Raw genomic sequence first — 21794 nt, forward strand, 5'->3', positions numbered from 1 at the left:
ATGATGGGAAATACGTAAGAAGATGCATGAGTTTTGTCAACGAGTCGCTATATGTGTGAAGTTTTTCAGAGAAACAAGTCTGTCTAAAAATAGAGTAAACGAGAGAGGTGGCAAACTTGTGAAATCAAAAACAAGGTCGTTTTATTGTTTTGTAAAATTCGACCACTTTTGTAAGCGTGTATATTGATTATCAAGATAATATAAAACCATATGCTATATTTATTTTGCTTAACAAGAAGTGTCGGTTCTGTTTTGATGACTGTTCAAAATTACAAATGTCAAAATTAACAAAAGGGACAGTCGATAAAGTAAACGACAACAAGCTTATCGCTATAAAAAATACGACTAAAATTACAAGGAAGTTATGATGAAAAATATAATGATGTTATCGGCACTAACAGGTGTATTAACACTAACTGGCTGTACTACTTTAAAAAACGTAGTCGGTAACGATATGTCAGGTACGCATGAAGTACAGGCAACCAGCAACAATACAGCACCAGTCACTAGCAAGAATGGGGTGTTGGTAGATGCTACCAACCATATGACGTTGTATACGTTTGATAAAGACTCTATGAATAAGTCAGATTGCGGTGCAGCTTGCCAAGTTGTGTGGCCAATTTTCAAAGCGCCTAGCGATGCTAAAGCCTCAGGTCAGTTCGCTGCATTTAAGCGTGAAGATGGCAAATATCAGTGGGCAATGAACGGTAAGCCTTTATACTTCTATGCTAATGACACAAAAGTTGGTGACAAAGACGGTGATGATAAACTTGGCGTTTGGCACGTTATCCCAAGTAAATAACAGGTGTTAGATATAAACTAACTCGGAAACGTTAAGATAGAAAAGCAGCCTATCCTCAATTATAGAGGCAGGCTGCTGTTTGTTTGGTTCTATTTTCCACTATCGAGAATACTACCGTGCGTATATTCTCTAATAATAGATGTGACCTGTACTATGTCACATTTGCTAAAGGCTCAACCTGAATGGTCTCTAGCACTTCTTCTTTGCTAGGCTCTTTTCTATATAAAGGAAAAAAGTCTGAAAGCAGATCATTTTCCTTGAACCAGATATCAGCTACTAACTCTGTATATTTTGCTACGTTAACGACGAGTCTATAAGTCTTAAATAGTAACTCTTGCGAGCTAAAGCCTTTTTTATACTCATATAAAGAATCTAAATTGGAGCCAACGCCGCCACCAAGATGTAGTACTTCATAACGGTTCTCTCGTCCCCAATTACGAGCGACATGAGTGATAAGTTTAGAAGGTTGTAGATGTGTATAAGCGTTCAGCGTGCCGCCAAGGTGGAACTGCATAATGCCAGACTCTTGGCAGAGCGTATATATAGAGGACCCGATTGGTTTATCGTCTTGATAGGCGGTTATCAACAGTATTTTTTCTTGAAGGTTTTCAAGCAAATTAAAAAAATAATCATCATCAAAGAAGTAATAATCACTGGCCTTGACGTTTCGCATTGTCTCTTTATAAATGTCTGAAAACACCATCGCGTTTTGCCTAGTCAAGAATTCTGTTTTTGTCACGACATCCATTTTTATGGCTTTTTTGATACCGCGGCGATGTCGATTTTGTGTTTCGCTCCAATGCTCTTCTTCTGACTTACTTAAATCAGACATCAAGGTCAGCCCGTGAGTCAGTGCTTTGCCAACTGTAGGTATCCATTCTTTATTAATAATCGGGTGCAACCGCATAAACAAGGACACGCAGCCTCTCTCGCAAAGAAAAGCTCTTATCTCATCCAGTATGATGTCTAACTCGGCATCAGTGAGGGTTTTGTCCATCAACGGCCCCCCGTAACCATAAGTGGAAGTAGCATCCCAGTGCTCTGAGTCAATTTGTCTAATTATGATGGGTAACAATACTTCCTTGTTTTTATAGTGAGCGATGATGCCTTGAGGTTTGCCCTTATCGATGACAGCTGAGGCCGCAATCCAACCAGATAAGTGGTATATATCAAAATGATGATTTGATACCTTCTTATCCCACTCAGCATCTATCGCTATGTAATCAACTTGTACTGTATCCACGTTGCTGCTCCCTCAGTGTTGCGTTATATATTCGTAAATCCGTATATATGAATATAACAACAAAGTATGAAGCCTTCAAGTATATAAAAACCTTTTATGTAAAATAGTGAATATATATGATTAGAGCGTAGAAGAATCTATAGGAAATAAAAAAGCAGCCTGCCTCTATAAATGAGGGTAGGCTGCTTTTCTCGTTTTTGTCGAAAGCTATTAGAGAGCTATAAACTTACTGTTATTTTTTTTCTACTAGCTCGCCATCGATTTGGATAGGAACGTTGGTCGTGATACCGTCAGCGTAAGCGGTCATACCATAAGCGGCGCGATCAAGTGTACCAGTGGCACGGAAACCAACGACTGGCTCTTTAGTCAGTGGGCTATTAGCGATTTTGTTCAACGTGACATCTAAGGTTAGTGGTTTGGTTTGACCAAGCAAAGTGAAGTCACCCGTTACTTTGGCCTGTTGTGGATTGATGAATTTGACCTGAGTAGATTTGAAAGTCATGGTTGGGTACTTTTCGACATTGAAAAATTCATCAGTTTTTAGATGTTTATCACGAGCATCCCAATTGGTATCGATGCTGTCGGTGGCTATAGTAAATTCCATGCTGGTTTGGTTTGGTGCTTTCATATCATAATTCACCACGCCCTCAACATCACTAAAATGACCCATGGTGGTTGAGAATCCCATATGGCTCACAGAAAATCCGACGCGAGTATGTGAATCATCTAACTCCCACTGAGTTGGTAGTGCCGCACTTGCCATAGTAGTGATAGCAAGTGCTGAGCTGATGAATAGCGCTTTAGCAGTGGTCTTCATTGTCATGTTTATCATTGAATAGTCCTTATTGAGTATTGGTTTTCCATGCTTGATTATAAATCTATGTTTGTCTATAAATAAGTAAAGCGATACTTCCTGTAAAACTGATCAATATCGCGTAGCTGTACCGTTTAATATACTAAATATAAATGATTCATACGCAGTATATTTGTTTAGGTTAACTACAGTAATTTATACCATAGATTAATTTTACTAACCAAATTATTGTACTGAATTACATCGCTTATCTCAATACCATTACTTTATTATTGACAACTTATCACATATCTCTATCACAACTGCTCCTTGCGTCTTACGTTAAAAACCGTTAAAATCGCGGTTTAATTTTCCCGCTGGGGAAAGGCTAAGCGAACAGAAGGGTGGTGTTGGGTGCTGGAATAAGCCAGTGACGCAGTTGCCATACTTGTAATGTCCTTAGTGCCTCAGTTACGTATGTCATTATTTGTTTGATACATCATCGATGGTGTTGTATTTAGACGTTGTACATACATCGGACCTAGAGAGTATATTATGCGTAAAGATATCCATCCTAATTACCAAGAAGTTTTGTTCCACGACACTAACGCTGACGTGTTCTTTTTGACTCGCTCAACTGCTAAGACTAAAGCGACTCGTGAATACGAAGGTAAAGAATACCCATACTACCCACTTGATATCTCAAGTGCGTCGCATCCATTCTATACTGGTGAGCAACGTAAAACTTCTACTGAAGGTCGTGTTGCAAGCTTCAACAAACGCTTTGGCGCATTTGGTGGCCGTAGCAAGAAAGCTGCAGACGCTGCTGAATAATTTGCACTTATGGTGTAAATATATTTCGTTAAGCAATAAAAAAACCGCTGATTATTCAGCGGTTTTTTATTGCTTAATTTTTTATGATCTAAAAATAAAGCTAACAGTCTATTTAGCGCTCAAACTCAGTAGTAGATGAGTCCAATATCTGAATAGAGTCTAGTAACTGAATAATGGTTTCTACGATTTGCTGCGCCCAATAGCCGTACATCAGACTGCTAGGATGAAATCCATCACTGGCAAACATCACATTGATATCGATAGCCGAGCCATTTGCATGCTCTTCTAGCATCCGTGTAAAGTCGGTTGCCATATAGGTGACACCAGCATGAGCCACACAAATCTGCTGTAATATCCCATCCAGTATCGATGCTTTTGCACCTACAAAGTTATTGAGCGGGGCAGGGATTGCAGGCATTTGCGCCATCGGTGGCAAACTTAAAAAAACCAATTCTCGTACGCCAAATTTGCGCTGTACAATATTGATAATGTCTTCAATTTGTTGTTGCCATTTATGCACAGAGACATTGGACGTTGTATCATTGACCCCTACGCTTAGCAACATCACATCAATAGGCTGTTCAGGAGCAGGTAAGACATATAACCTGCGTAGAATATCAAAGCTGGTATGACCTGTTGTCGCTTGCAATGACCAATTGAGTCGAGCAAAGTTTGCTTGGATAGCTTCGTTTTGTTCCAGTATCGGTATGAGCTTACCGACCAACGCTTCCTGCTGCGTTTGGCTACCTACACCTGCTGCTGCTGAATCGCCAACGACCATAAGGTTAAATGTCTTAGCCTCTTGCGTTGATATCTCATTATTTGCTTGAGGCAGGTCAATCACACCGTGCCTTTCGCCATGTGGTTCAGGCAAGCGAACCGTATCACGCTTGATTTTGCGACCTTGATAGAGATAGACGGGGGCAAGTAAAACGTCCTTTGCGACCGATGTCAGCTTATTAGTGTCTACCACCCTGCACGTTCCCTAATAGTCGTAAGACTATCTTCAATTAACAATTTACCATCGACGTAGACATCACGTAATAGATTGTCAGTTGGGTCACTCATCTCATTTTCTTTGACGGTTGTTAGCTGGCCGCTGTCGTCTTTTACCAGTGCCAATCGACCTTTTTTCGAGCGTTTTGAGCGGCTGGTGACAGGATCTTTATAAATATCCTTCCATGCACCATCGATAGAGATAGCGCTAGATTTCATTGCCCAACTCATGGTGTCGCGGTTGACTTGCTGCAATAGACCACCGCCCATACCAAACGTCACGTTTTCTATGCTAAAGCCTGCTTTGATTACTACGTCAATAATTTTGCTTAAGCTTTGCGAGCTGATGCCATCACCTTGGATGATGCGTACGTAGTCGGGCAGCACTTTATAGCCCTTGCTGTTTACAGTCGTGCCGAACTTCACCGCCAAGCGCTCCAACGCTTCGCGGACGACTTTGGTAGGTTCGCCGCTGTCTGGTCGAATAACCAAAGTGCCGCCCATATTTTTGACTTCATCTTTTAAGGCGTCACCCCAGATATTGTCGATGGCATTCCATAAATCATAACTATCTGAGACGACCGAAAAGGCTTTATCCTTACCGCCAAACTGCTCAATCATATTGTGAAAAGCAGCAGTCTCGCCATCACGTCCCCAAGCTGTCATCGTACTGTGTTCGGCTGCTGGGATAGAGAATGCAGGCATATCGTCGCCCATTTGATACCAGCGACTAGCAGCAATAAGCGCTGTCATCGAGTCCGTACCAGCAAAGTTGACCAAATGCGCTAAGCTACCAAGTGCAACCGTTTCTTGGCTCGATGCACCGCGCGCGCCAAAGTTATGCAAGCGAAAAGGCAGGGATTCTATATTGTCCGCTGATTTCTCTAACGCTTGGCGGATAATGTCTTTGCAATAGTGAGAAACGCTAGCGACCGTGGATGGATACCAAATCGCACGCAATAGCGCTGTTTCGATATAGCTGGGTAGCCAGTAAAATTCAGGATCGGTATTAATCACTTGGCAGACTACATTGGACACGGGCACGATACTGCCTTCTGGTACGGCTTGGATACGCAGTGGCAAGTAGCCGTCGTGTTTTTCGATCAAATGCTCCCAACCAGCACGATTGAAGGTTAGACCATGTGCTTGAATGACCTTTTCGGCTTCATCGATATCTTGATGAGTAATAGGCGTACTTAAGTACTCTTTGATAAAGGCTTGTAGACCAAAGAACACCACATCATAGTCGCCCTTGCGCGCCTCAATGTAGCTTGACAGATACTCACTACCGCTCGGGTATTGCACCCAATGTGAGGTCTTATAGCTGTCGCTGTTTAAGATTAAATTGTTTAGATTACTGGTATACATCACAGAACTCCTCTGCTTTGAAATGCCGCCCCTGCTTTAATAAAAAAACAGTGGCGGTGGTTGATTGCCGTCTATCGGCATTGGTATCAAATTGTTAATACGATATTTAGTGATAGCTGTTATTGATAATAATTTGCTCAAGTAGCTATTAAAAAAAGCTGCTAAAAAAACGAATAGAAATGAACTACAAGCCAACCATTTTAGTAATAATCGCATAGTGATCTTCAAACATCATCTTCGCATCGAGCTCAGCCAAGGGTAACCAAAATGCTTTGGTCGCATCGTCGCCACCTTTTACTTTTGGCAGACCTTTTGGATCGTTTTTGAGCTGAAAATAAAACGCTTGAGTAATGGTGCGACCACGCGCTGAGCGATACGGGTCATCAAAGGTATGCTGGCTATGGCAGGAGCCGCGCAATACTGGCTCAGGCACCTTGAGGCGAGTCTCTTCGCGTAGTTCACGGATACAAGCATCAAACAGCGTCTCTTTTGGATTTAAAAATCCACCTGGCAGCGCCCAGAGTCCACGCCCTGGCATACTACGTCGCTCAACCAGTAGGATATGTCCCGACTGTACAATCAAGGCATCGGCAGTCATAAAAGTAGGCGGGTAAGGTGCTGATTCCCACTGTCTTTTATATTTATCGATGAAGTCTGCTTCTTCATGCAACTGATGGTAGTCTTCAGTTTGTTTGAATGCATCAAGGACGTTGCGCGTCGACTCAGGCGTACGTTCGGGCGTAGGCGTGGCCCCCATCAGGTAGCTGTCGCGAATCGGTGTGGCTGATAAGTTATGATAATTAGGCACTGACACAGAGTCCCAGTTGGGGAACAGTGACAGATAGTACGATGAGCTGTCTTTTGAATGACCAATCAAACCAATATCCGTCTGCAAGTCACCAGTGACAGATTTTACACCTGCTTGCACATACTGTAGCCAGCGGGTGTCATTGTAGAGTGCATCATCTAAGCCAACACAGTGAATGCGTGCGGCTTCTTCTTCAGAGTAGGCGCCTTTGATCATTGCGGCACGCTCAGCGACGCTAAATGGATTGCGTAAGCTACGTGGCAAGTTGGCTGAGCCAATGAGCATAATTACTTCATCTGAGCGTTTTAGTGCCTCATCGATGACGGCTTTGTGGCCAGCATGAAACGGCTGAAAGCGACCGATAAAGACCAGATAACGATAGTGTTTACTGCCTTTTTGATCTAGGTTTTGCTTATCTGACTGTTGCTCTGATAATTCACTCATAGACGCCAACTTCCTACGACTTATTTTTATTGATTAAAAATTAATGACGCTAATACTGACACAGCCTATGACTTTCTGACAAGTATAAAGATGTTTAGGGGTGTGTCATTATCGAAATCATCCAAACGAAATCTCTACTTTAACTGGCATACTTCTCTATCCATGCCGTCACCGTTGGCCAAATCTCTGTGGCAGCATTGCGACTGATCATGATGCGACTGTGCGTATAGTCATCTAAATCGCCGTTACTGAGCGAGTACTCTCGAAAGATATTGGACGAGTTATTAAAGCCTTCAAAAAACAAACGACAGCCACGAGTAGGGGATATGAAGTTATCGCCTTTTGCGCTAATAGAATAAACAGGAATGGTAATCTGTGGCATATGATGACGATAGTCGATAAAGTCATCGCCAGTACTTTTCTGCTGATTAATGCTTTCGTTCATTTCTTCTGTATTTGTCCTGCCTTTATCGAAATTAGCCTTATTCAAAAAGCTGCTTTTAAAGTTTTTACGCAAATTCCAATCGTACCACTGAGTCATCGTATAGTAACTTTCGTTAAAAGGGCCTACCTTTAATTGCTTAGCGGGTATAAAGCCGACCAACCGAGTGACTATCTTGGCCGTAAGGATTTTCGCGTAGCTGGTCGAGTCCTTTACTGCGCCAAAAGCTTGGCAGGCAAACATACTGATGCTATTGACCTTATCGATATAGCTTGGGTTTTGGACAAGAAACATGGTCAAACCAACACCGCCACCACTATGAGTAACGCAGTGCAGGTTATTGAGCTTTAATTCTTCAAAGAAATAACGAAAAGTCGCTTCATAGTCGTAAGTGGCGACAGTCTCAAAGTTGAATTTTTCTTTCGGTAGCGAGCTATTACCATGCCCGCGCCATTCCATGATGTAGCAATGATGACCAAGCCCTGCAAAATATTCGGCGATTTTGAGGCAAGTTTGCTTGTCAGAAAACGTACCATGCGTCAAAAATATGTTTTGCGGTGTGATGTCAGGCAGGCTGTTCTCTGACGTATTGGCTATCGTATCTTTGTCTGAATTATCAACTACTTTCCAAACGGCAATTTTCTCAACATCCTTGGTAGTTACTAGGTGCAACGTCCGTGTCATCATAAAATGATCCTATCCAAAAAATACTTAATCTTTATACAAGTTGATACTTATAATACAAGGCGATTAGAAGCTACCATGCTCATAACACTAATGCATAAAATTATTCAAATTATCAATACTACGTCAAAACCAGATGACTTGCTCGGACTAGATGTGAACGGTATGGCATATCGAAAACGCTGAGTGCGCTTGATAAATGGTACCGCTGTCTTTATATATAGAATAACTTGGCAGCCAACATAGTCATTCAGCATGTTTATCTGTCATGGTTTAAATATTGAATTACTTTGCCACCTGTTAGCATCATTAAAAAAACCAATGACGACCATTTGCAACAGCCACGGTTCAATTCACAGTAGCGTGGTCGGAATTGATGTGTGATTCAGGTATAATGACTGCTATAGACGGATTAAACTTTATACTCATGTCGGCCAATGTCATACAATAATAAATCGAAAATATTGCCAGTCTGCAAGCCTTATATAAATCGTAAATATTTTAAAAATCCAAATTCACGACACAGTAGCCATAATAGATATAGCGTTTGTGTCATAACGCATAGGAAACATTATGAGTGAGCAAAACCAAGCTGATAACCAACTAGACCAAACTGCTGGCTATGAATCAGCCCTAGATACCGAGCAAGTCGAAGCGAAAAGCAACATCACTATCACTGAGTCAGCTCAAGGCTACTTGGCAGATTTGTTATCTAAGCAAGATACCGATGGTATCGGTGTGCGTATCTTCGTTGAGCATCCAGGTACGCCGCGTGCAGAGTGCTGCATGGCTTATAACCAGCCGGGCGAAGAAGACAGCGCTGATTTGCGTTTTACGTATGAAAATTTCTCTGCCTTTATTGAGGCGGCGTCAGTACCTTATCTAGAAGACGCGGTCATTGATTATAATAAAGACCGTTTCGGTGGTCAGCTGACTTTTCGCGCACCAAACTCTAAAGTACCTAAAGTAGGCGCTGATGCCAGTGTCGAAGAGCGTATCAACTATGTATTGCAGTCAGAGATTAACCCTGGCTTGGCAGCGCATGGCGGTGACGTACAGTTGCTTGAGCTGATTGATGAAGAAGGCATTGGTCTAACCGCTGTATTGAAATTTGGTGGTGGTTGCCAAGGGTGTTCAGCGGTTGATATGACTTTACGCCAAGGTGTTGAAGTGCAGCTGAAACAGCAAATTCCAGAATTGACCCAAGTGGTTGACGAGACTGACCATACTCGAACAGAGAATGCTTACTATAAATAAAATAAAAAACAGTTAAAAGCAAAGTGGCTGCTATAAAGGTGGCCATTATCTCTAGTATAGATATGCCTGTTTGGTTTGCTGCTTATGAATATTTGTCATGAAGAGATGAGTATTTTGCTATTCTTTTAATAAAGAAGCTGAGTTATGATGAACTCAGCTTTTTTTATTGCTATGATTTAGCAGACAGTTTTTTAAGATGACTTTTGAGCGATACGTCGTCAATAAATCATCTTTTATCAAAATAAAGGAATGTACTATGAGTGATGGATCAGCAGACCAGCAAACAGCCCAACAATTAGAAACCCCTCAACGTCTTGAGACCTTAGCGATTCATGCCGGCTATAGTGTAGAGCCAACGACCAAAGCAGTCGCCGTGCCTATTTATCATACCAGTTCATATGCGTTTGATAATACTCAGCATGGTGCAGATCTGTTTGATTTAAAGGTCGCAGGCAATATCTATACTCGTATCATGAATCCAACCAACGCAGTGCTAGAGGAGCGTGTGGCTGCGTTAGAAGGCGGTATTGGTGCGCTTGCCGTAGCCTCTGGTATGGCTGCCATCACCTATGCAATTCAGACCATTTGTGAAGCAGGCGACAATATCGTCGCTGTATCAACGCTATATGGCGGTACTTATAATTTATTTGCCCATGCATTGCCGCGTCAAGGTATCGAAGTGCGCTTCTTCGATCATAAAGACCCTGAAGCCATTCGTGATCTAATCGATGACAAGACCAAAATGGTGTTTGCAGAGAGTATCGGTAACCCACTCGGTAATATCGTGGATATTCAAGCGCTCAGTGATGTCGCCCATGAATACGGTGTACCTGTCGTGATTGATAATACCGTGGCGACGCCTGCGATATGCCGTCCGTTTGAGTTCGGTGCAGATATCGTGATTCATTCATTGACCAAATATATGAGCGGAACTGGCACATCAATCGGTGGTGCGATTGTCGATAGCGGTAAGTTTGCTTGGGGTGATTACCCTGAGCGTTTCTCACTGTTGAACACGCCAGATCATAGCTATCATGGGGTAAATTTCGTCAAAGACGTAGGCGCGCCAGCCTTTATCGCTCGTGCCCGCGTTGCGCCACTACGTAACACTGGGGCAGCACTTAGCCCGCTAAATGCTTTTGGTATCTTGCAAGGTATGGAGACGCTAAGTCTGCGTATGGAGCGCCACGTGCAAAACGCACAAGCCGTTGCAGAATATCTGCGTGATCATGATAAAGTTGCTTGGGTTAAATATGCAGGTCTGTCTGACCATTCTGAGCACGAGCTTGCCAAAAAATACATGAAAGGCACGCCTTCTGCCATTTTGACCTTTGGTGTTAAAGGTGGACTAGAAGCTGGTGCGCGCTTTATCGATGCGCTGCAACTGATTACACGTCTAGTCAATATCGGTGATGCCAAATCACTAGCCTGTCATCCAGCGACGACCACGCATCGTCAGTTAAATGAGCAAGAGCTAGCAAATGCAGGCGTGAGTACAGATATGGTGCGACTCTCGATTGGTATCGAACATATTGAAGACATCAAAGCCGATCTCGCCCAAGCACTAGCCACTGCTTAACAACAAGCGCTTATTAAATTGAGCAAACTGTTTGAACAAGTCTGAATGATATAAAAAAAGCCCATATCGATTTGATATGGGCTTTTTGTTTTGCGTCCAACAGATGTGTTTAACAATTAAGCAGACAGTACACGCTGCGCGATATCTCGATAATCCTGCGAGGCAAGACGCGGTCCAAACTGCTGAATAACTTGTGCTGATATTTCGCTGGCAAGACGACCGCATTCTGGCAGACTATACTGCTGCGATAGTGCATATAAGAAAGCACCAGCGTAGTTATCGCCTGCACCGTTGGTATCGATGACGTTGGCCACTGCTGGTGTTGCAACGTCATGGACTTCAATTTCTGCTTCGTCAGTAGGCTGGTGAGCGATTACCGCACCGTTGGCACCATCAGTGACAACTGCTGTTTGGCAGTATTCAAGCAGGGCACGCGCCGCTGCTTTGACTTGTTTTTTATCCGTAAAAAGCTTGGCTTCTTCACTATTACAAAATATCACCGCCACTTTATTGCCGAGCATATTAAGTAGGCCGTCTTTGGCAAACTTCACTACAGCAGGATCCGCAAAACTCACGGCGATTTTTGCATTATGAATACCAGCTTGTTGGCGCAGTTGCGTCATTGCTGGTTGGATGCTTTCAGACATGGCCAAATAGCCTTCTAAATATAGCCAGTCTGCTTGCGTCAACGCATCAAAATCAACATTGTCAGCTGCGATTTCGCTTGAGGTGCCAAGATAGGTCTGCATGGTACGCTCGCCATCTTCGGTGACAGCCACCACGCAGGAGCCGGTCACGCCGCCTTCATGGATAGATTTGTCTGAGGTTGCGACGCCTGCTTCGTGCAAGTCTCTGAGGTAAAACGCCCCTTGATCGTCATCACCGACGCGGCAAGCATAAAACGGCTTACCGCCGAGGCTAGCGAAGGTAAACATCGTATTGGCTGCTGAGCCACCGCCGGCTTGTTTTGATGGCTCAATCTCAGCCAACTTAAAGTAAGCAAGTAGTTGCTGCTGCTCCTCAAACTCTGCTAGTGTCATATTACCTTTGGTCAGCTCGGTCTCTTCTAGCGCAGCATCTGACAGCACATACTCGTGATCAACCAACGCATTACCTATCGCCATTACATCGTACATTGCTTACCTCTCTTCAATTAATTTATAAACAGTTATCTTTCTTATAGTTAAAAACTAGTCAGCTTGTAACTCTAGTAAACGCTGATAAAGTGCATTCTTTTTTACACCAGTGATATCAGAGGCCAGCGCGGCTGCTTTTTTGACCGATAGATCCTCTAGCAAACGCTGTAGCAATTTATCATGGGTACTGATGTCGTCAGTATCCTTTGCGACACCGACGCCAGCGACGACCACGACGATCTCACCGCGTTGCTGATTGTCGTCTGCTTTGACAAACTCGACCAACTCGCCAAGGGTGCTTTTATGTACGGTTTCAAAGGTTTTGGTCAATTCCCGGCAAAAAGTCACTGCACGGTCTGCACCAAATATCGTCGCCATGTCTTCTAGACTAGATACGATGCGATGCGGTGCTTCATAAAATATCAGAGTTTCGGTACGTGCGATCAAATCATTCAGTTGTTTTTGACGACCGTGAGTTTTGGCTGGCAAAAACCCAATAAAGCTAAATCGATCTGATGGCAACCCTGCCACTGACAATGCGCCAATGGCAGCAGAAGCCCCAACGATAGGTGATACGGTCACGCCTGCCTCATGCGCGGCCTGTACCAATTGATAACCTGGGTCACTGACCAGTGGCGTACCAGCGTCACTAATCAAGGCAACCGAATGACCTTGTTCAATCATTTCAATGATTTTAGGCGTTTGAATGGCGCTATTGTGTTCGTGATAAGCCCATAGCTTATTATGGCCTTTTTGCTTCGTTGTGTCATCATTTTCGATACTGCTTTTGGCAGGACGAGTCTCTGAGTCTTTTGTCTCGTCAGCCTTACTGCCTTTGGTATCGATACCAAAATGTGACAGTAGTTTACCTGAGGTACGGGTGTCTTCGCAGGCAATAATGGCGACCTGCTTTAAGACATCAATTGCGTGCGAAGTCATGTCGGACATATTGCCAATTGGCGTGGCAACGATATAGAGACAAGCTGGCATCGCAGTAGGGGTAGACATGAAAACCTCGGGTCGTTAAAAAGACGTGAAAAAATAATAGTGCGCTAGTATGTACAGTCGTTATCTATGGTTTTTCAGTCAAATAATGAGTGAAGAAGTCGATAGATTTTGAGAGTAGAGCGCGCAGAAGTGGCTAGTTTAGCATGTTGTGCTATGATAATTCTCAAATGTTAATCAGACCAATTAACCTTATGCCGAACCATAAGCCTTTAATCTTAACCTCACCAAAACAACGCCAAGGTAGTCGGTTTGAGCAGCAGGCATGTGAGTATTTACAAGCGCAAGGGTTGAGGTTGGTCGTACAAAATTGGCAACAGCCAAAAGTAGGTGAGTTGGATCTGGTCATGATTGAGACAGGTTTAGCATGGTCAACATTAGTATTTATTGAAGTTCGCCAGCGCAAGTCCTCGAATTATGGCGATGCAGCACTCAGTGTGACAGCCAGCAAACAGCGCAAAGTTATTAAGACAGCGCAGTCCTTTTTGCAGCAGTATCCTGAGTATGCTCATTATGACTGCCGGTTTGATGTTATTGCTTACAATACGATGAGTAAGTTAAATTCAAGAAATGAGGAGTTAGACCATCAACCAGAATGGATTCAAAATGCTTTTATAGCCAGTGCATGGTAATAGAGTAAATAAGATAGATGCTGCCAAGTGAAGCATTTAACCACATCTGACAAGTAAGGTTCGTTACTAAAAAGCTAACCGCTGATGGCCAAAATTAAGTAAAGTAGCGGTTATAGTCAAGTTCCTATAAATTAGATACAGTATTAGCTTACAGCTACGTTTAGCTCGTCACTACTAGAGCGTGTTTTTTCCAAAATAAAAACACGGCCTAGATTAAGATTTGTTCAATTTATAAAATTGTCACAACCATGTTCTAAGAGGTAAATAATGACACGGATGCATTTGCGCACTGCTATTTTTGGTTCATCACGCCGTATTACGACTGGCATTATGATTGCTGCCTGTGTTGTCAGTACAGGTTGTGCCACCAATTATCTGACCAACAGTACAGAAGGGACTTATGGTGTACCAATGACTGAGCGCACGATTCCGCAGCGTCTGCTCGATCGTAGTATTGAACATACTGCCAAAATCAATGTGTACGGGCTAAAAGAAGACTTGCAGCAAACCAGTCGTATGGGTATCGATAGTTTCAATAGCGAAGTACTGCTCACAGGTGAAGTGCCAACTGAAACGCTCAAAGCAGAAGTAGAAAAAGTCGTTAGCTCTATGCCGGATGTACGCCGTGTCTACAATGAGATGGAGGTGAGTGCGTCAAAAGGGTATAGCTCAACGGTTCATGATGGTTATATCACCTCAAAGCTACTGGCGAAAATAGCCGCCAGCGATGGTGTGAGTGCGTCACAAATTAAAGCCGTTACCAATAATGGTGTGGTCTATATTATGGGCCGTATGACACCTACTCAGCAGAGTCATCTGATTGATATCGCCAATAGTACTGTTGGGGTCACTGAGTTGGTATTGCTGACAACTGTCGTTGACGATAGAGGTGTTAAAATAAATAATGATGACATCATGTATGAGAATAATTTGGCCAATCCTGCAGTAGCGCCAGCTGCCCAAGATACTACTATCAGCACGGCAACGCCTATTGTCATAACAGAAGAAGAGGCCACTACTGCTCAGCCGTCTTCAAGCCCTTATATTGACCTTTATCAGAATCAGTAAGCATCCTTAGTTCGCCAAGCGATAAAGGACGTTAATCACAATAAGCCTAAATAGTGATAACAGTAAAGGCACGAGAAATCCTCAGCCAGTGAGTACTATATCAATAGTAAAACGTAACAGAGTCAGCGCATTAGCCAACGGTACTAATATCAAAAACGTCATTGGTTAATGGATGAACCATTATCGCCGTTAGCCTGTTACTACTGATTGATAAATAAATATAACAGGATACTGGTCATGAAGGATTCACAGGCAAATATACAACCAAATGAAGAAACAAGCGTCATTAGTAATGTAGGACTACATAACAAGCCTGCTCATAAGAAAACACGAACGTTAAGATTTGGTGGTGCGGCAATATTGGCATTGGGCAGTATCGCGCTAGCCACGCAAAACGCACAGGCATTATCACCGCTGGCTATCGTCAATGGCATTACTTCTAGTGGCGGCGTTGGAGTGAGTAAGGATATCTTGTATGGTGATCAGCCTTCACAAGACCTAGATATCTATTATCCAAAACCGCTAGCACAAGCAATGAAATCTCAGAGTGCTATTAATACTAGCTATCCTATGGTGGTATTTGTCCATGGTGGTTCATGGGAGAGCGGCAATAAAGAACAATATGCCTTTGTCGGTCAGAGCTTAGCCAAAGCAGGGTATGTCACCGCAGTGATTAATTACCGTAAAGCACCTGAACACGTCTATCCTGACTATGTCAAAGATGCGGCTCAAGCGATTGCTTGGAGTATTGAAAATGCGACCAGTCTCCATGCTGATCCGTCACGCCTAGCGGTGATGGGGCATTCTGCTGGCGCGTTTAATGCAGTAGCAGCCGTTGCCAACGAAGACTTTTTGGCACCTTATGGTATTAAGCCAACAGATATTGCATCCGTTATTGGGATTGCAGGTCCTTATAGCTATGATTTCCGTAAGTTCAGTAGTGCAACAGCGTTTGGCTCTAACGCCACGCCTGATCAGGTGATGCCAGATCGTCAGATTAAAGGCGCGCAGCCGCCATATTTATTATTAACGGCGGAAAAAGACAAAATTGTACATGTGACTAATACAATCAAAATGACAGAAGCGTTTAAAAAAGCAGGCGTAACCGTTGAAACGGGCGAAATCGAAGGGGCCAGTCACGCAACCAGTATAGGCGCTATGGCACCGCCGCTACGCTGGGTAAATGATGTGCGTGCGCAAGTGTTGACGTACTTGGATAAAACGCTCAAATAGCTTATCACTATGCATGTCTATCACTTTTGACCGTTTAATTGATAGCACTGTCTCAATGCTCAAACATACTTGAGTAAGACAGTACTGTAAGATATGCAAACTCTTGTTATAATGTCATCACTTTAAATCTATACCCTATTCTAAACTTTAAGGCAGACTATTCTATGAGCATGAACGCTGACGATTTGATCGCATTTTTACAGACTCACTTCCCAGACGCTTTTATTCAAGCTGCCAACCAAGGTAATAAGTTTGACGTACGCGTGGTCGATGCCAGCTTTGAAGGCAAGCGCGCGGTTCAACGTCAGCAAGCAGTATATGCGTTAGTCAATGATAAGATTGCGAGTGGCGATATTCACGCACTCAATATCCAAGCGCTGACGCCTGCTGAGTGGAACGCTCAATCAAAAGGCTAATCAAATAGCTGTCTATATGACTAGATATTACTGAATCGGCCATATGCATGGTTGAGCGCTGTAGTTCTGGTTTTCATAATTTTTTATACTCATCGCTAGGTTGTCACCTTTATGGATCAATTTTTAATCACTGGTAGTAGTCGTATCGCAGGGGAAGTCACCATCTCAGGCGCCAAAAATGCCGCTTTGCCGTTACTCGCAGCTATGATATTGGCTGAGACTCCAACGACACTGCATAACGTGCCGTCACTACAAGACGTGCGAACGTTGATTGAATTGATCGGTGGCATGGGTATCAAAATCCAAAAGCAAGATGATACGGTCACTTGCGATACCAAGAGTATCGATAACTTTTATGCCCCGTATGATTTGGTAAAAACCATGCGCGCGTCAATCTTGGTGCTAGGGCCGTTACTTGCACGTTTTGGCGAAGCCGAAGTCTCATTGCCAGGTGGCTGTGCTATTGGTTCACGCCCTGTTGATCAGCATCTAAAAGCGTTTGAAGCGATGGGTGCCGAAATCAGTGTAGAGAATGGCTATGTAAAAGCCCAAGCGCCAAAAGGTGGCAAGCTATTAGGCTGTAATTTCTCATTTGATATGATTACCGTCGGCGGTACTGAAAACGTCATCATGGCAGCAGCATTGGCCAAAGGTACAACCGTCTTAGGCAATTGTGCGTTAGAGCCAGAAGTGGTTGATTTGGCCAATATGTTGGTTGCAATGGGTGCCAAAATAAGCGGTATCGGTACATCAACGATGACCATCGAAGGGGTAGAGCGTCTACACGGCTGTGAATACTCAGTGGTTCCTGACCGTATCGAAACAGGCTCATACCTTGCTGGTGCCTTGATGACACGTGGTGACGTATTGACCAAAAAAACATCCGCTCTATTATTGACGCCAGTGCTAGAGAAGTTCGAAGACATGGGTGCAACTATCACGAGTGGTGATGACTGGATTCGCGCACAAATGAAAGGTCGTCCAAAGGCAGTTGATATCCGTACACAGCCACATCCTGGTTTCCCAACGGATATGCAAGCTCAGCTAATGGCGATTGCTTGCTTAGCTGACGGTACAAGTACTTTTATTGAAAATATCTTCGAAAACCGCTATATGCATGTACCAGAGCTCAATCGTTTGGGCGCGTCTATTCAGGTTGACGGTCACACTGCCGTAGTACGAGGTGTGGAAAACTTTACTGCAGCACCAGTTATGGCAACGGATTTACGTGCTTCTATGTCATTGGTAATGGCGGCTGCAACTGCAGAAGGCGAGAGCTTAATCGACCGTATTTATCATATTGATCGCGGTTATGAGCATGTCGAAGAAAAGCTGCGTAACCTTGGTGTCAATATTCAGCGTGTGAATACCAACGATTAGCATCATCAGATTGATGCTAACTTTTGGGCAAATTACACCATAAATTAAAATCTCCTTACCTTTTTATCATTTTTAATTAGGGGGAGGTATCAACTGTACATGGACATGATGTCATTATGACTGAGACAAGCAAACCTTTACCAGCCAGTGGTTTATTAAACGAAGTAAACGATGCGTTTTCAGGTCTAACCTTAGCGTTGTCAAAAGGCCGTATTCTAGAAGAAACCATGCCACTTTTACGTGCAGCTGGCGTTGACTTACTAGAAGACCCTGAAGCCTCTCGCAAGCTCATTTTTCCGACATCAAACCCAAATGTACGCGTATTAATTTTGCGTGCCAGTGACGTGCCGACCTATGTCGAGCATGGGGCAGCTGATTTTGGGGTGGCAGGTAAAGATGTGCTACTTGAGCATGGTGCCAATCATGTATATGAGCTGCTCGATTTAAAAATTGCTCAGTGCAAGCTAATGACCGCTGGTGTGAAAGATGCGCCGCTACCCAATCGTCGCCTACGCATCGCGACCAAATACGTCAACGTGGCGCGCGCTTATTTTGCCAGTCAAGGTCAGCAAGTCGATGTCATCAAGCTGTATGGCTCGATGGAGCTTGCGCCACTGGTGGGTCTGGGTGATTTGATTGTTGATGTGGTCGATACTGGTAATACGCTACGTGCGAATGGGCTCGAAGCCCGCGACCATATCTGTGATGTCTCATCACGTCTTATCGTTAATCAGGTCAGCTACAAGCGCAAATTCGCCCTGCTAGAACCAATTTTAGACAGCTTTAAAGACAGTATTGCCAATGCCTAATATACCAGTGTTAATCATTGGTAATATAAAGCACGGTTATACAAATTTTTAAACCAGTTTGGCGCTCTATGATAGATACAGCGTGCTAAACTGGTTTTGTTGTCTTGGTTTGTCAAAAAATAAAATATAAGTAAACTCTACAGTAGAAGACAGCGAATAAGCCGTAATTTTATAAAAATTAAGCATACGTTAGTTATGTTTACCTCATTTATTTTTAGCAGTATTTTATGCTCAGATATAGGATTAGGTCATGCGCCAGTTAAGTACCCAAGATACCGATTTTGATAGCCAGTTGACACAATTGCTTGCCTTTGAAACAGTCAATGATGCTGAACTATTACATACCGTCGATAATATCATCGCCCAAGTACGTGCTGATGGTGATAGCGTCGTATTGGCATTGACTCAGCAGTTTGACCAGCATCCAGCAACGTCGATGCAAGAGTTAGAGTTGTCTAAAGAAGCGCTTGCTGAAGCGTTTGCCAATCTTGATGAAAAAGTGAAGACAGCGTTGACCACAGCAGCGACTCGGGTACAGACATTCCATGAGCGCCAAGTACAAGAAACATGGCAGTATGAAGACGAGCTAGGCAACCGATTGGGTCAAAAAGTCACGCCACTTGATCGCGTTGGGATTTATGTGCCTGGTGGTTTAGCTTCTTATCCTTCTTCAGTATTGATGAACGCCATTCCTGCTAAGGTAGCTGGCGTCACTGAAGTTATCATGGTCGTACCAGCGCCTAAAGGCGTGCTCAATCCGTTAGTATTGGCAGCGGCCCATTTGGCCCAAGTCGATCGCGTCTTCACTATTGGTGGCGCTCAAGCAGTAGCAGCTTTAGCTTACGGTACTGAAACGATTCCAGCCGTGGACAAAATTACAGGACCAGGCAATAAATATGTCGCCGCAGCCAAACGAGCGGTATTTGGTCAAGTTGGTATTGATATGATTGCTGGACCTTCAGAAGTATTGGTATATGCAGAAGGCGAAGCACAAGATAGAGCGGACTGGCTAGCGATGGATCTATTGTCTCAAGCTGAGCATGATCGTATTGCACAAGCTATCTTTGTGACGACTAGTGAAGAACAGCTCAACGAAGTAGCACTTGAGATAGAAAAAGCGCTGGCTGAGCTGCCAAAAGCGGACATCGCGCGTGACTCATTGCAGAACCGCGGTGCACTGATTTTGGTAAAAGATCGTAGCGAAGGTATGGCACTTATCAATCGTATCGCCCCTGAGCATTTAGAGTTATCTGTTGATAACCCTGACGCACTGTTAAACGATATTCGTCACGCGGGCGCTATCTTTATGGGTCGTCATACGCCTGAAGCTATTGGAGATTACTGTGCAGGACCAAATCATGTACTGCCAACATCAGGCACTGCTCGCTTTTCTTCGCCGTTAGGTGTTTATGATTTTCAAAAGAAATCCTCCATCATTTATTGCAGTGAATCCGGTAGTAAGCCTTTGGCTGAGACAGCTGATATTTTAGCGCAACGTGAGGACTTAGAAGCCCATGCGCGTTCAGCTCGTTATCGTTATCAGTAATTGATTTTGAATTTTTAGCTTTTACTTTTGATATTTATTTTTAATAGTCTTTGTGGCTAATAGTAGGATAATTTATGAGTGAGTCAAAGATAGATACCAGACTTTGGTCATCTAAAGCACGCAACTTGTCACCTTATGTGCCGGGTGAGCAGCCACAGCACGACAATTTATGCAAACTGAACACCAATGAAAACCCGTTTCCGCCCTCACCAAAAGTAGGGGAGGCAATCGCTAAGATACTCACTCAGCAAGCGCAAGAGCTGCGTTTATATCCGGCACCTGAATCCAACGACCTACGTGCTGCACTGGCACAAGCATATGACCTTGATGTCAGCCAAGTGTTTGTTGGTAATGGCTCAGATGAAGTCTTGGCGCTTATATTTGCCAGTTTTTTCCTAAAAGAGCGTCCGCTTTTATCACCTGATATTGGTTATAGCTTCTATCCTGTATATGCGCAGACGTTTGGTGTAGAGCTTGTACAGATTCCTCTAGAAGAAGACTTTAGCATTGACCCTGATGCTTATCGTCAGCCTTGTAGCGGTATCATCATTGCCAATCCGAATGCGCCAACAGGTTTGCTATTATCACTTGCTGATATTCGTAAACTTGCAAGTGAGCATTCTAATGCGGTCATTGTTATTGATGAAGCGTATATCGATTTTGCTCAGATAGACGAGAGCAATGCAGATGCTCCAGTCTCAGCAGTTAGCCTAATCAATGAATGTGATAACGTCATCGTGACCCAAACCTTTTCAAAATCACGCTCGCTTGCTGGATTGCGCGTTGGTATGGCTTTTGGTAATGCATCGTTGATTGAAGCACTAACACGTATGAAAAATAGCTTTAACAGCTATCCATTGGATAAGTTGGCTCAAGCTGGGGCGACTGCGAGTGTGTTAGACACTGATTACTTTGAGCAAACGCGCCAACAGGTCATCGATTTGCGTACGTCATTGACATCAGAGTTGGCGGCGCTAGGCTATAAAGTATTGCCCTCGCATGCCAACTTTATCTTTGCGCGTCCAAAAGATGGTAATGCAAGTACTGTGGCGAGTACCTTGCGTGATCAAGGGATTATCGTTCGCCATTTTGATAAGCCGCGCATTAACGAGTATTTGCGTATTACTGTTGGTACCTCAGATCAGCATGAGCGTTTGATTAATGCGCTAAAAGAGCTGCATACAGAGACTAGCATGACGGCTGATTAATGGTTTACCTGCTTGTGTAGTAGATGCTATCGATAAGTACTAACAAAGCCTGCTAACGCAATGTTAAGCAGGCTTTTTTTCTTTAGAGACCAGCGCAAAATAGTATTTCAG

General features: G+C 43.6%; 20 protein-coding genes. 12 read left to right on the forward strand and 8 right to left on the reverse strand.

Annotation, left to right across the window (positions count from 1 at the left end; translation table 11 throughout):
- Positions 1–367 precede the first annotated feature (367 nt).
- Positions 368–802, forward strand: coding sequence for a COG4315 family predicted lipoprotein (locus CXF62_RS08770; protein WP_102093956.1), 435 nt, complete (start codon positions 368–370; stop codon positions 800–802).
- A gap of 151 nt (positions 803–953) precedes the next feature.
- On the opposite strand, the gene CXF62_RS08775 is transcribed toward CXF62_RS08770, so the two are convergent.
- Positions 954–2045, reverse strand: a complete 1092-nt coding sequence (locus CXF62_RS08775) for a GNAT family N-acetyltransferase (protein WP_102093957.1) — start codon at positions 2043–2045, stop codon at positions 954–956.
- 232 nt (positions 2046–2277) lie between these two features.
- A complete protein-coding gene (locus CXF62_RS08780; RefSeq protein WP_102093959.1) occupies positions 2278–2877 on the reverse strand; it encodes a YceI family protein in 600 nt (199 codons plus the stop codon).
- A 516-nt stretch (positions 2878–3393) separates the two neighbouring features.
- Here CXF62_RS08780 and CXF62_RS08785 point away from each other — a divergent pair.
- Positions 3394–3672, forward strand: a complete 279-nt coding sequence (locus tag CXF62_RS08785; protein ID WP_057761772.1) for a type B 50S ribosomal protein L31 — start codon at positions 3394–3396, stop codon at positions 3670–3672.
- 112 nt (positions 3673–3784) lie between these two features.
- On the opposite strand, the gene CXF62_RS08790 is transcribed toward CXF62_RS08785, so the two are convergent.
- From CXF62_RS08790 to CXF62_RS08805, 4 genes are all read right to left on the reverse strand, one after another.
- A complete protein-coding gene (locus CXF62_RS08790; protein ID WP_102093960.1) occupies positions 3785–4645 on the reverse strand; it encodes an SGNH/GDSL hydrolase family protein in 861 nt (286 codons plus the stop codon).
- Entirely contained in the window at positions 4639–6036 is a 1398-nt protein-coding gene (locus CXF62_RS08795) for a nicotinate phosphoribosyltransferase (protein ID WP_102093962.1), read from the reverse strand. Before CXF62_RS08795 ends, CXF62_RS08790 begins: the two co-directional genes overlap by 7 nt.
- 184 nt (positions 6037–6220) lie before the next feature.
- Entirely contained in the window at positions 6221–7288 is a 1068-nt protein-coding gene (locus CXF62_RS08800) for a bifunctional nicotinamide-nucleotide adenylyltransferase/Nudix hydroxylase (protein ID WP_102093963.1), read from the reverse strand.
- A 139-nt stretch (positions 7289–7427) separates the two neighbouring features.
- Complete coding sequence (locus CXF62_RS08805; RefSeq protein ID WP_102093965.1) at positions 7428–8417, reverse strand: alpha/beta fold hydrolase; 990 nt, start codon at positions 8415–8417, stop codon at positions 7428–7430.
- A 570-nt stretch (positions 8418–8987) separates the two neighbouring features.
- On the opposite strand from CXF62_RS08805, the gene nfuA reads away from it, so the two are divergent.
- Together nfuA and CXF62_RS08820 are read left to right on the forward strand one after the other, a co-directional pair.
- A complete protein-coding gene (nfuA, locus tag CXF62_RS08815; RefSeq protein ID WP_057761762.1) occupies positions 8988–9671 on the forward strand; it encodes a Fe-S biogenesis protein NfuA in 684 nt (227 codons plus the stop codon).
- Between the two features lie 256 nt (positions 9672–9927).
- A complete protein-coding gene (locus CXF62_RS08820; protein ID WP_102093968.1) occupies positions 9928–11250 on the forward strand; it encodes an O-acetylhomoserine aminocarboxypropyltransferase/cysteine synthase family protein in 1323 nt (440 codons plus the stop codon).
- A 116-nt stretch (positions 11251–11366) separates the two neighbouring features.
- On the opposite strand, the gene CXF62_RS08825 is transcribed toward CXF62_RS08820, so the two are convergent.
- Both CXF62_RS08825 and rsmI read right to left on the reverse strand, forming a co-directional pair.
- On the reverse strand, positions 11367–12386 hold the full coding sequence (locus CXF62_RS08825; RefSeq protein ID WP_102093969.1) for an adenosine kinase: 1020 nt from the start codon (positions 12384–12386) through the stop codon (positions 11367–11369).
- A 54-nt stretch (positions 12387–12440) separates the two neighbouring features.
- Positions 12441–13394 (reverse strand): 16S rRNA (cytidine(1402)-2'-O)-methyltransferase, encoded by a 954-nt coding sequence (gene rsmI, locus CXF62_RS08830; protein WP_102093971.1) that lies wholly within the window; start codon positions 13392–13394, stop codon positions 12441–12443.
- A 143-nt stretch (positions 13395–13537) separates the two neighbouring features.
- Between rsmI and CXF62_RS08835 the strand changes: the two genes are divergently transcribed.
- The 8 genes from CXF62_RS08835 (at position 13538) to hisC (ending at position 21683) form a co-directional block, all read left to right on the forward strand.
- A complete protein-coding gene (locus CXF62_RS08835) occupies positions 13538–14023 on the forward strand; it encodes a YraN family protein (RefSeq protein ID WP_102093972.1) in 486 nt (161 codons plus the stop codon).
- A gap of 267 nt (positions 14024–14290) precedes the next feature.
- On the forward strand, positions 14291–15091 hold the full coding sequence (locus CXF62_RS08840; RefSeq protein WP_102093974.1) for a BON domain-containing protein: 801 nt from the start codon (positions 14291–14293) through the stop codon (positions 15089–15091).
- 237 nt (positions 15092–15328) lie between these two features.
- Positions 15329–16324: an alpha/beta hydrolase gene (locus CXF62_RS08845; RefSeq protein WP_102093975.1), complete on the forward strand. Its 996-nt coding sequence runs from the start codon at positions 15329–15331 to the stop codon at positions 16322–16324.
- A gap of 164 nt (positions 16325–16488) precedes the next feature.
- Positions 16489–16740: a BolA family protein gene (locus tag CXF62_RS08850; RefSeq protein WP_102093977.1), complete on the forward strand. Its 252-nt coding sequence runs from the start codon at positions 16489–16491 to the stop codon at positions 16738–16740.
- A gap of 111 nt (positions 16741–16851) precedes the next feature.
- Positions 16852–18120, forward strand: a complete 1269-nt coding sequence (gene murA, locus CXF62_RS08855) for a UDP-N-acetylglucosamine 1-carboxyvinyltransferase (protein WP_102091609.1) — start codon at positions 16852–16854, stop codon at positions 18118–18120.
- 116 nt (positions 18121–18236) lie between these two features.
- Positions 18237–18929 carry an ATP phosphoribosyltransferase gene (gene hisG / locus CXF62_RS08860; protein WP_102093978.1) on the forward strand — a complete coding sequence of 231 codons (693 nt, stop codon included), beginning with the start codon at positions 18237–18239 and terminating at the stop codon, positions 18927–18929.
- 250 nt (positions 18930–19179) lie between these two features.
- Complete coding sequence (hisD, locus tag CXF62_RS08865; RefSeq protein WP_102093980.1) at positions 19180–20475, forward strand: histidinol dehydrogenase; 1296 nt, start codon at positions 19180–19182, stop codon at positions 20473–20475.
- A gap of 74 nt (positions 20476–20549) precedes the next feature.
- Positions 20550–21683, forward strand: coding sequence for a histidinol-phosphate transaminase (hisC, locus tag CXF62_RS08870; protein ID WP_102093981.1), 1134 nt, complete (start codon positions 20550–20552; stop codon positions 21681–21683).
- Positions 21684–21794: the final 111 nt, after the last annotated feature.

The organism is Psychrobacter sp. MES7-P7E (genome assembly GCF_002863645.1).
GTDB lineage: Bacteria > Pseudomonadota > Gammaproteobacteria > Pseudomonadales > Moraxellaceae > Psychrobacter.